Here is an 11532-nt window from a genome sequence, read left to right on the forward strand (position 1 = left end):
ACGGAGCAGGTATGAATATGGCATGTAGTATTTCCCAATGGGGGCTCTGGCGTCACGACTATATATTCCGATAATAAAAAGCGCTCCCAAGGCTCTTCTAAGATGTTTTAAAGATATACGTTCCGGCACTATCAGCAATAGGTGAAAATACCTGTTTTTATTCTTGAAAATTTAAGGTGGACTTTTACGTGCTAAATATTTGAATTTGATTATCAGTGTTTTGTATATCGCAAAAAATCAAATCTTGACAGACTGCATCAGTTTTGTTTATGCACGGTTTCTAGCTTTTAGTGCTGTATGGTTATTAGCTTTTAATGTTGTCTGTTTAGTTGCTTTATCTTTTGCACCTGTTAAAAATGCTATGAAAGACGGCATGATATTTTGCAAATAATTATATTTGATACTTAATATCTTCGCTGAATTTTCAGCATTCAAATCTTTTTTATGGAAAAAGCAATACGACTAAAAGTGAAGAAAGATTTGGGGCCACGCGAGCAGGTCAATATCATTAAGCTGAAGGGAAGCCTGATTTCCAGAGGATACACAGAGAGCATCCATATCTCGGACCAGGATGAGGAGTTCCACATCAATACTTTTGAGACCTCAGGCGAGCAGAGCAATGAAGTCCAGGAGTTTATCGCCGCATTCATCAGCCGTGAGAATCTCTCGGAAGCGCTTTCCTTTAAATAGGGTCCTCTTTCCGGATGGGCAGAGGAGCACGCAGGGATGCAAAGCGATTTGACCTTCCTGCGCTGTTTTCAATAACAGCCGACTTTCAAAGCGAGAGCCAGCACCAACCCTGCCAATCATATCAGTACCTTTTTTTAGGAAGGAAAAATCAACAAAGCCAAAGAAGATCCAACAAACCACAAATAAATGAGTCAGAATACTATTGATCCCAAAGCAAGCGATACAGTAATCAATGATGCCGCCGAGCTTTGGCAGTTTTTAAAACAGGGAGGGGGAGTCGACACAAAATACTACGACAAGGAGATCTTCAATGCCAAGGATCCGGACCTTAATCTCTATTCCCTTCTGGGCATACCGAACAATCATGGAAGCGTTGAGGAAAACCTCTCGGCTGGCGGCGTGAGTGTGGAAGCTTTCCTTGAAGCCCTGCTTAAGGCATTCCATCCCTACAGCCTGATGATGTCGGAGATCTGCGCCTTTTTTGAGAAGTATGAAGGAAAGTATGCCAAGGATAACATAAAAATTAAGTTTGATTTTGGCAGGAAGCTCGGCAATATCGGGTTTGATCTGGAAAATTTCCGCGAGAGGCTCAAGCAGCTCCAGGCTTTTGAGCGTGCGCTGATGGTATATGAAATTACAATGAATCAGCTGAGTGATCTCTATGGGATCTTCAGGAGCGACAGCAGGCCTTATATAAAGGATGCTTTGGTGAGAAGCTGGATCGAGGCATACCGCCCCGAAGGAAGCAGGGAGGCATTTTTTATTGAGCCGGATCTCGATGCCCCTGTTACAGGACATGATGATCTGGACCATCATTTGGCCATCCTGATGGAGATCTGGAGGACTTTTGTGAATTCCTGCCGCAAATATGCAAAAACGCTTGCAGAGTTTAGGGACAGCGTCTCACGTGACGGGGGTTTTGACCGCGACAAGAACATTTTCGACAATAAGGAACTGCTTTGCCAGGCGGCTCTTGACCATTGGCCTGCATTTTTTCTGGAAAGGCTCTTTGGCAGGATCCAGGAAATCGAAAGCATGCAGGATACCGAGCGTAGTGTGCACTTCGACAAACTCTGCGCCCAACTGAAGAAATTTATTTCAGGGCTGAACAGAAATACCGTCATCATTTCAGAAGAAAGGCAGGCAGAAGTGCTTCTCGATATATTGAGCCTCCCGGTTTGGCGCCACCGCTACGAACTGTATGCAACCTGGATACTGACAAGGATCGACAAGGCTTTCGAAGGTTGCCAGGTAGAGCTGCACCATCAGCAGGGTACCCTTCCCCTGAGATTCAAGGAGACCCATATCGCTACGGTAAAAACAAGAGACGGCGTGCTTGAGCTTTGGTCGGAAGTCAGAAGCCCGCTCGAGAATCCGAGCAGCAAAAAGAGAAAAACGGGCATCCAGCCCGATTACAGGATCCTTCCTGCCGGCGCCCTCTCCTCGCCGGAAAGGCATATCGCCGCTGTGGAGGTGAAGCAGCACAAATCCACAAGCAGGAGGAATTTTATGGAGGCTTTAAACGACTATGCGGCAGCCTTGCCAAATGCGCTTGTCGTTTTGGTGAATTACGGCCCAGTTAGCAAAAATATGCCATTGGCATTTCCTGAGAGAAGCATTTTTATGGGGCAGATCAGGCCTGACAGCGATAATGCCTATCAGCTGACCGAGCAGCTTTCGGACCTGATTGCAAAACCCGGTCAGGACAAGCAGGCTGTAAAGGATTATCTGGACACAAAGCAGCAGGCTTTGTTTGCTTCGCAGCAAATTGATGCCGCATATGTCGACGTGTCGGGATCCCTAAATAATGAGCAATACAAAAAGTTTCTGGAGGCCATGCTTCGCAGGCTCGTTGGTGCGGGCGTCGTAAAGAAGCTGGCGGCTGTGGATACCGAAATGCGAAAAGAATGGGAAAATCCGGATCTCGGCGCGTTAGCCGAGCTTACGGCAATGCAATTTAGAGGTGGGACAGGCTTTAAGGAGCTTCTGCCCGATGAGAGCACAAAGACCCTGATCATAACAGATGAGCAGGGCTATATCCACTGCGTAAAAAAGGCAGCAGCGAGAGGATGCTGCCTGATTTTTGAGAACGGCAGGGCCGAATGCAGAAAAATAGGATAGCGGCAAGCTGCATGGCCCGCATCCTTTTGGTCAAGAAAAGGGCCAGGCAGGCCTTGTCTGTGGTATCCAATTATTGAAAACCGGACCAGGAAGGGAGATGTTTCAACGAAGTTTTCTGAAAAAGGCCATCAGATAATCATAAAGCTCATTGTCCACCTGCTCGATCGAGCCTATCTTCTGTGAATCAAAATATCTGTACATCCCTCCTCCAGCACCTCCATGGGAAAAATCGCCATACAGGCCTATTGATTTAAGTTTTTCAGATACGTTATGCTTCTGGGTGTCGTGATCCTGGTGGGGATTCCAAAAGTCAATCTGGGCATTGCCGCCCGATAGGAGCTGGACATCGACTTTGAAAAGAATACCATTGTCGATGTAACTCTCAAAGAGCTGATGATTGGGACGGTACCTGTAGATTTTTTTAAATGGGGCATAGTCACCGTTTATTTTTTCAAGCAGAAGGTCAGTGCGGTACTGGTCCAATCCGGCCACGAGCGAGGCTACGGCTTTTGCTTTTTCATAACCGCCTGCGCTGCTTACGATCTTATAAAAGTCTTCTTTGATCTCTCTGTCCATTCCGTGTTGGGATAAATGTTTGATTAGTTTTAAGTATTGAAAAATAAATGAGCGCGAGTGTTCGTCTGCGGCCGTTTCATAGCATTTCTCAAGCCATCCCTGGCATAAGTCATGATTGTTCTTAAAGGCGCTGATGTTGAGGATCTTCGAATTGAGATCAAGGTTGTCCGTCCAGGGAGCGTTCTTGTTGCCGTTCAGGGTTATGTACACTACGGCATCGACCTGAAAACCGAATCGGTGGGCATAATTGTAATAATTTTCAAGCTGGTTTTCCATATCACCGGCATTGTTTATTTTATTCTCAATTATGATTGATCTTTTGGAAGCCGGATCCTTGATCCAGATATCGATATTTCCCCTTTCCCGTGTGAGCTCGCAAAGAGCGTAGTGGCTTTTGTCTATGCGGCCGCCCAAAGAAATCAGATAATCCAGAAAAAGTTCAAAAAATACAGTGCGGTGCCCATGGCGTTCCTGCGGGTCCAGCAGCAGTTTGATCACGTCGCTGTGAAAATTTTCCAGATAGGCATTATAGGAGGAAATCGTAAAAAGGTTAAACCGGTTGAGCTCCATCTGATGGTGCACATCAATGATCCTTTGATCGATGCCGTCAAATTCCTTTAATGCCAGAAACGAAGCAATATCCATATTGTTTTTTTTATAATTTATAATAGACCCTGCCGTTGAGGTACGTGTCGCGGTGGTCCCTTGCAATGAGGATTGCGGCAGTGTTGGAATCCCATTTTTTTATCTCGGGCACACCATGCCTGAAATCTTTCAGGGATTGGATATTATTGTAGAATCCGTTTATTATGCCATCGAGATATTGGCAACAGAGTTCGGGATAGAGTACGGCCTGTTCTTCTGCAAACCGCACCACTATCCAGCTATTCTGGGTAAAAAACTCATTGCGGGCCTGGTCGTCCAGATGGATCGGCCTTTTGCTGTCAAAGTCATAGGGCTCGTCAATCTCTATGTCGATCCTCAAATTGATATAGGGGTCGATATAGGCAAAATCGGTGACATAGGGCCTTGATACGCTGCTTGAATAAGGCTTGCAGGCGGTGTCGGCAATGGAGACGCTTTCCATAATTTTTGTGCCGAAAGATCCGTAAAGGAAACTTTTGAAGTAATCATGCGCTTTTCCCTTTTTGTAGTCCCTTGCGGAAGAATGCAGGGCAGCCCGGCTAAGTATGATGCCATTTGCCGTATTCCTTTTATGTTCCTGATAGTTCTGGGGATGGACCTTCAAAATTTCCATCTCGTAATTGTACTGATGCAGCAGTTTTGGGTAGGCGCTGGCCGCTTTGTCATACCGACTTAATTCATTGTCGTATTTCTTTTTTTCCGAGCGGGAGAAGAGCATGTAGATCAAAATCGAGGGCAGGATAAAAAGCATTCCCATGAAGACATGCTTTGCATAAACCATAAAGGATCCGATGAAGATCACAGGCAGCACCATTTTTATCAGTTCAAACTTTGAAGGCTTTTGGGGAGCTATCGGCCTTGAGGGCTTCACCGGATTAGGGAAGACCTTGTCGATATTGTCCAGAAAAGCTTTCGGCAGATGCAGCTGGGGATAGTTCATTAACCTGATATATGATTTTAACTGTAAGAGTTTTGGTTTTTAGGGAAAGTTTTTTCGAAAGTAAGAATTTTATTGGACATACGGGGAAGGAATCATCTATGAACAATCAAAATTTGTCCATAGCAAGCGGCTTCACCGTATACTTCAGGAAAGTCCTTGATCAGTGCCCGAGCCCGCCGGAGCGGAGCCGTTATGCGCATGCAGCATCCGGGGGACACTATCTTGGCTGCCCTTTTAACCCGTTTCGAATGGAAACAGGCTTATATACCATTCAGAGTTTCTAAAAAAGATGATGATGTGGTAACTAAACCGGAGGATAGCGACGGTGAGAATCAAGCAAACCGCAAATGGAGCCAATTCAATCTGTTTTTTTGTACGGCTTTGCTTTTGTTGTTATACTCAATTTATAAAAATCAGCAGTCTGCATAAAACAGTAAATCTGTTTAGAAAGATAAAAGCTTGGCTGAGAGTAATGCAGTCTTTTAGGATGTCAACAGCTAATTTGGCTGTAGTTTTTTGAGAAAATCACAAGGCTATCCTGAAGTATAGTATTTAATCAGAGAAGGAGGAGGACAAATTATGGATAAGCATTCAGGGTCCTCTTATGTTGCCAAATAAAAAACACTTAGAAGAACCAGCAGTAAATATATTATCTAAAGCTTATTTTAAATTTATCCCTTCGGGTTGCGATTTTGATTCCAATGTCTATCCAGTTGTCAAAATATTTCAGCCTGCCGATAAATTCTTCAAAATCGATGGCGCATGATGCGCTTTTCGAGAACTCGATTGATTTGGGCTTGAATGAAAGATTAATGCTTTTTAGGATATCGATTTCCGAAATCCCGGAGTTTTCAAAGATTTTGATGGGCTCCAGTGTATCGACGATTGCCAAAAGATAAAAAAGCGGAAAGTCTTTTAATTTTATTTTTTCAAAATCAATGAATTCTGTAAGGTCGTACTGCTCAATCGTCTTTTCGTCCTGAACCCATATATTGTGGAGCGAAATTGCACTAGCGGCAAGCTTATACTGATTTTCAAGTTTTTTGCCCCAAAAAAGACTGTCTTCTCCTGCGATGCGCTTTCTTCGTCTTATCTTGATGAGACGGTCATATAGCAGAATTCCCCCCAGAAGGCCATGATCGACGACCTTGAACCTGTCTTTTCTAAAATAAAAGTATTTTTCCCTTACGCTGGCAAGCCTGCTGCATCGGCTGAATTTTGCTTCAAACAGATTATGCTCAATAGAAAAATGATCCAAGAGCTGAGGCAAGGTATGGATGTCGGTGAGCTGGTCTTTTTTTTCCATCTGATAAGCATTGTCATGAAAAAGAGCCGTGAGGAACCATATAAAAGGGAAGGTTTTGTATCCGGGATCATTTTTTCCCGGACTGATCTTCGATTTCAGCGATGTATTATAGTGGAAAATAATTCCCAGAAAAAATACCGAGCAGATATGGTTTGGCAGTCGCAGCATATCGGGATCTATGGCGCTTTTCTTGAAAATCTCAACTTTTTTTCCCTGTGAAAAATAATCGATGATGAAATGGATATATGAAATCCTGTCCACAAACGGCTTTTGTGCATTAAATGCATGGTCAATGCCATAGTAATAATGCCATTGCTCTATATCTAAATCTTCAATATGCTGATAAATTGTTTTCATGGGTTATTTTTCGCAGTTTGTTTTTTGGACAGGAATAAAAAAGTAGGGATTGTAATGCTAAGATATCTTTCCAAATTTGTAATTTTCTGTGTTCTCATTTTCTTTGGGCCAAAGATTACATTTATTTAGTAATATTTTAAAAAATCTGTAATATCGGCGTAGATTCTCCTCCAATCAATACATGCCATATATCATGTTTTTATATACCACATTAAGCCTTTGAAACTCCAGAAGAACAGTTTCTTCTATATTTTCATCCGACAGCTGGTCATCAGTGTAAAGATAGTTGCGGCCGATTGTAAAATAATTTTTTACATTATCAGTCAGGAGCAGTTTCTTTAGTTCTGCTGGATCCTCGATCGATGATATGGATCTGCGGTCACCACTATTGTTAAGGTCAATCCAGTAGACCGCTCCCAGGTTTTTAATATTCTGGAATAATAATTCAGCAAATAAATCGTCTTTAAGGTTTGACTTCAATTTTTCCCGTTCCCTTCTGCTTCCTTTATTTTTGCCTATCATCAGCCAGATTCCAATTGTGTTTCCCCTTAAGATAACCTGTAATCTGGGGTGATCTGAAAGATTTTCTTCACTTCCGTACTGAAGCCACATTGCATCCATAACAGGCCTGCTCCTAGCTGAGTGGAAATGGCTTGAGACGGTATGCCAATTTATTTTGTGGGGTGAGAGGTTATCCAGGCCGTATTGGGCGAATCTGGAAAAAATAGAATTGTGGAGCGCAATAAATCGTAATTTCACATTTTTTCTGTTCTGCTTAGCAAGGGTAGACTTATCGCGGTGAAACATTGATGAGAAGGCATTGAAGTCATCAAGCTTGAAATACTGTTTTTCCAGTCCGTGCGAATGAATTTCAGCTGAAGGCAGCATGTTTTTAAATTGCGCAAGGTCTGCGTAGCCAGCTGCGTTCCTCTGTCTGGCGTTTTTATAGTATTTCGTGTATTCGGTCAGGATCTCATCGCTCAGATTTATAGAAGCATCGTATAGGGCTCTAAACCACGCAAGGATTTCGGCGCACTGCTGCTGCGAATCGACCAGTACCGACATTTCCACATTGTTTGCAAGCCCACCCAGGGTTGTATTTGCAGACCCGATAATAACAGCGAAAGTACCGTCGTTCTTTTCTATAAGATAAACTTTAGGATGGAAAGTATGCTGTGTTTTGCAAAGTTTTACATGAATAGCCCCCTGAATACTTTTGGTTAAAAGTTTTTCCAGGATTTTAGGATTAATACCCAAATCGATTCCGATAATATAGTGGCGACGACAGTTTTCAGGAGCATTTTTTTCAATAAACCTATATCCGGCCTCACTTATTAAGGCTGTCGCAATATAGAATGATTTTGCCTGCTGAAGGATTGGCTTGAGGCGGCTTTCTAAATTTGGGACCATTAATCTAAAGTTTCTGGGATTAAGTTCATTTAAAAAAAATATGATTTAAAGCAAAATAAGGCTGCGCTATCCGTCTTATTATTTTATTTGGAATCATAAAAACAAATATAATATTTCCTGTTAAAATTATAGTTTCAATTTTCTTGTTTTTTGCGGGACAATTGTAATTTGACAATCGGCAGTTCTACATGTGTAATTTTAAACGGCAGTACAGTGGGGCTAAAAGGTAAGAATTCTATAACAAATATTAGTGGGAATCTTGATGATACTTTTATTGATTACTTGAAATCTGAATATTTTAAACAAGGTTATTCTAATCACAATGAAATTATTTGGGTGGGTAATTCATCGTACGAAGAATTAAGTGACAAATTTGAAGAATGTCGTTCTTATTACAGAGCTATTTATTTAAGTAATTTATTGGAAAAGAAGTTACCATTTAAAAAAATAGAAATATTGCCAATTGGAAAATGTGAAAATACTAATGTAGATTCAGATTTACAAAGAACAGTAATTATACTCGGAGTAAAAAAAGTAGATTCATTAGTAAATATTAAAGATGCTTTATATCTCCATTTACTAAATGATAGAAAGATACCATTTAGATTTTGGGACTATTCGCTATGTAAAGATTATGAAACATTTTTTAATCTTGATAAAATCACTTGTAATGGGATTTCCCCAAAAAAAGTATACAGGTAAAGAAAACAACTGTTTTAAATAATATAATAGAAAAATAACCTCTCATTTTTTTTGGACAAATAATTTTTATGAAGAGTTAATTGACTATTTTAAAGATTATTTTTAGGCGCATTAGTCATTTAGACTATGATAGGGCTGGTGGTGAATTGTATGATTGATTAAGGTTGAAAGGGCAAGTTTTCATTATAATATTGATGATAGTTTAAAAGGGTTTTATATAATTTATGATTATTATAATATGAATTCTGGATTTTATATTAACATTTTAGATAACGTCATTATAAATAACGTCATTATAAATTAGGTCTTATAAAACTGACTTATAAAACTAAGATGCTACATGAAATACTTCCCCGCGAGTATGAACGTCTCGCTTGTGAAAGTATATAAAATAATAAACTTAAATAAAAAAAGCTTCAGAGAAATCTGGAGCTTTTTTCTTAGTATCGAGGACGGGATAAATATCGAATTTTTTGAAGAGGATTTGGAACGATTGCTCACATTGGAGCATTAGATTAAAGCATTAAGAAAGCCATAACTTGAATCAATCAAAACTTGTCTATCTAATCCTAAATTCATTTCTTCACAAGCCGTTTCAGCAACAAGAGAACATGAAAAGCAGGCTGACAAGTTTAAATCAAAAATGCCTTGACCATCGGATTCCCAACATAATGGATCAGAAGAGCAGTTGATAGATCTTTCAATTCCTTTTTTTATGATATCTAATATTTTTTCAGGTTCGCCTTGTGAAACTAACCCCCCCATACTTCCTTCGGAGCCTTCTGCGGTATAAATCAATACTCCAGACATTTTTTTATCAGGTGTATTCGACATATAAAGTCTTTCTTTTAAACTAGCTGTTGGATAGCCACAAGAAAATTCTAATTCTCGCATCATTAGATGAGAAAAAGAATGGATTAGAAATTGCTTTATTCCATTGTTTTTTATTCTTTGTTTTATTCCTGCACCTTGCTCTATAGGATTAATTTCTCTATTCAAAAATTTTGAAAATCTTTCACCTAATTGTTCAGAATTATCTTCTATCCATTTATCAATTGTATTTTCATTAAACTGAAAAAAAAGACCTTCTCCGTAAGTTTCATTTGCAGGTAGGACAAATAGTTCTTCTTTTTTAATTGAAAAAGTGTTTTGTCCTGTTGAAGCTTCCTCAACAACTTTTTCGCCTTGTTCATTTAGCTGTACTATTCGTTCCTTGGGTTTCACTCTAGTAAAATCAAATTGAATATTGGTTACTTTAAGCTCTTCAACTTGCTGTATTTTTTCAAAAAATGGTTTCAATTCCGTCGGTAAATCAATATCTTCAAAAGAAAGACCTTTGTTTTCCTTTGTATCTAAAATAGAAGAATTTTGTTTAAAGCATCTATATTCTTGCCATCTGTATTCTTCATATGGGTCGGTTGGTTGATTATTTTCAATGTTTAAAAACAGAGACTTTAATGAACTTTCAAATTGATGTTCATGTGATTTTACAGAAATCGCGTTATCGCTTAAAAACTCTTCAAAATCGTCGGCTACTTTTTTAGTCCAATAATCTCCTTTTGAGATGGGATTATTGATATTTCTTTTGTTGTATCGTTCTTCTAATATTTCAAGTGCATCAAATAATTCTTTTGATATATCTTCGGCAAGATGCATTGGAATAAACAGGCTAGAAAATCCATTGGCATAATAAACATTGTTTGCCGTTACTAATGCAACCTGCATTTTTTCTCTACCATTTTGTTGCTCGCCACGGATATAGCATTTTTCAAATTGAATATAATCTGGATTTGATAACTCTATTTCCCAAGGTTTTTGTCCATTACAATTGGGCAGTACACTATTTATTCCTTCTAAATTTACTTTAGGCTTTTCTTTTGATGCGCCGGAGCCTAAACCGCAACTTTTGCACTCCAAATAAATACTTCCATAGCCTTCTGACTTAGTTTTGCTTTCTGTCCAAATTAAATCAGAATTGCTGCAACAAGGGTCTATGTCAAACAAATTTTCACCATTATCATTTCTATTTAGCTGAAATGTTTCTTTTAATGTTTTCCAAGTCAAAAATCTTGACCAAGGAATATCAGATAAATGTCCATTCGGGCAAATTAGAGATAAATTAAGTTGTTCAAGTTCCCGATATTCTCTATAATTAACTTCCTTCCCTTCAATATTTTTATGTTTATATTCTTTTACAAAATCTGAAGCATCTCTTGGGGGAGCAAAATCATTTTTGCTAGGAGTTCCATTGTGTTTTCGTCCTTCTTTTTCCCACATATCTTTCCATTTAGAAATTTTTTTAAGCTCTCCTTTTCTATTTTTAAACCATTTCGGAAAATGTGTTCCAACAATCATATAATCATTTGATGTTCCTGTTTCCTCTGCTTTTTCTAAAGCTGTTTTTATTGGATGATTTTTCCAATTTGGCGTATTAAAAGATTCGTTAAGAGCCATGTGTGGAATTCCTATTAAGCACACTAAATTTTTCAGTTCTTTTTCGGTTCTAATAAAACGAATAAAACGTTGGTCATCTATAAAATCAATACCACGGATAGCGATTTCGGTTTTACTAACTTCATAAATTTTTCTGTCGTCAGAATTGTTAGTGCGAATTGTTGCAACTTTGGAGTTTGCCCATTTTATGAATTTCCATTTGTTTATATCAGAAATCAGTACATAAGAGCCCAGTTTTGTTGTAATGATTGATCCTACACCAGCTGTAGAAGAAAGCAATTTATACTTTCCAATTCCTTGATTATATTGGTTAGAGTTTAATATTCTCATT

8 protein-coding genes are annotated in these 11532 nt (G+C 39.2%); 3 read left to right on the forward strand and 5 right to left on the reverse strand.

All coding sequences use genetic code 11. From position 1 onward, the window contains the following. The first annotated feature begins 444 nt into the window (after window positions 1-444). Both BOW57_RS09725 and BOW57_RS09730 read left to right on the forward strand, forming a co-directional pair. A complete protein-coding gene (locus BOW57_RS09725) occupies window positions 445-690 on the forward strand; it encodes a hypothetical protein (RefSeq protein WP_129053961.1) in 246 nt (81 codons plus the stop codon). Window positions 691-876: 186 nt separating this feature from the next. Continuing rightward, on the forward strand, window positions 877-2811 hold the full coding sequence (locus BOW57_RS09730) for a hypothetical protein (protein WP_129053962.1): 1935 nt from the start codon (window positions 877-879) through the stop codon (window positions 2809-2811). Between the two features lie 102 nt (window positions 2812-2913). Here BOW57_RS09730 and BOW57_RS09735 read toward each other — a convergent pair whose 3' ends face one another. From BOW57_RS09735 to BOW57_RS09750, 4 genes are all read right to left on the reverse strand, one after another. Then, entirely contained in the window at window positions 2914-4032 is a 1119-nt protein-coding gene (locus tag BOW57_RS09735) for a PD-(D/E)XK nuclease family protein (RefSeq protein ID WP_129053963.1), read from the reverse strand. Window positions 4033-4042: 10 nt separating this feature from the next. Further along, on the reverse strand, window positions 4043-4972 hold the full coding sequence (locus BOW57_RS09740) for a hypothetical protein (protein ID WP_129053964.1): 930 nt from the start codon (window positions 4970-4972) through the stop codon (window positions 4043-4045). Between the two features lie 649 nt (window positions 4973-5621). Further along, entirely contained in the window at window positions 5622-6635 is a 1014-nt protein-coding gene (locus tag BOW57_RS09745; protein ID WP_129053965.1) for a hypothetical protein, read from the reverse strand. Between the two features lie 174 nt (window positions 6636-6809). Continuing rightward, on the reverse strand, window positions 6810-8045 hold the full coding sequence (locus tag BOW57_RS09750) for a phospholipase D family protein (RefSeq protein WP_129053966.1): 1236 nt from the start codon (window positions 8043-8045) through the stop codon (window positions 6810-6812). 213 nt (window positions 8046-8258) lie between these two features. Between BOW57_RS09750 and BOW57_RS09755 the strand changes: the two genes are divergently transcribed. Further along, a complete protein-coding gene (locus tag BOW57_RS09755; RefSeq protein ID WP_129053967.1) occupies window positions 8259-8747 on the forward strand; it encodes a hypothetical protein in 489 nt (162 codons plus the stop codon). 510 nt (window positions 8748-9257) lie between these two features. On the opposite strand, the gene drmB is transcribed toward BOW57_RS09755, so the two are convergent. Then, window positions 9258-11531 carry a DUF1998 domain-containing protein gene (drmB, locus tag BOW57_RS09760; RefSeq protein ID WP_129053968.1) on the reverse strand — a complete coding sequence of 758 codons (2274 nt, stop codon included), beginning with the start codon at window positions 11529-11531 and terminating at the stop codon, window positions 9258-9260. Between the last annotated feature and the right edge of the window lies 1 nt (window position 11532).

It is taken from the genome of Flavobacterium sp. YO64 (assembly GCF_004119505.1).
GTDB lineage: Bacteria > Bacteroidota > Bacteroidia > Flavobacteriales > Flavobacteriaceae > Flavobacterium > Flavobacterium oncorhynchi.

Excerpts from the sequence above, each read along its gene's own strand:
- BOW57_RS09725 (WP_129053961.1), top strand. The coding sequence starts at position 445 with ATGGAAAAAGCAATACGACTAAAAGTGAAGAAAGATTTGGGGCCACGC.
- BOW57_RS09730 (WP_129053962.1), top strand. The coding sequence starts at position 877 with ATGAGTCAGAATACTATTGATCCCAAAGCAAGCGATACAGTAATCAAT.
- BOW57_RS09735 (WP_129053963.1), bottom strand. The coding sequence starts at position 4,032 with ATGGATATTGCTTCGTTTCTGGCATTAAAGGAATTTGACGGCATCGAT.
- BOW57_RS09740 (WP_129053964.1), bottom strand. The coding sequence starts at position 4,972 with ATGAACTATCCCCAGCTGCATCTGCCGAAAGCTTTTCTGGACAATATC.
- BOW57_RS09745 (WP_129053965.1), bottom strand. The coding sequence starts at position 6,635 with ATGAAAACAATTTATCAGCATATTGAAGATTTAGATATAGAGCAATGG.
- BOW57_RS09750 (WP_129053966.1), bottom strand. The coding sequence starts at position 8,045 with ATGGTCCCAAATTTAGAAAGCCGCCTCAAGCCAATCCTTCAGCAGGCA.
- drmB (WP_129053968.1), bottom strand. The coding sequence starts at position 11,531 with ATGAGAATATTAAACTCTAACCAATATAATCAAGGAATTGGAAAGTAT.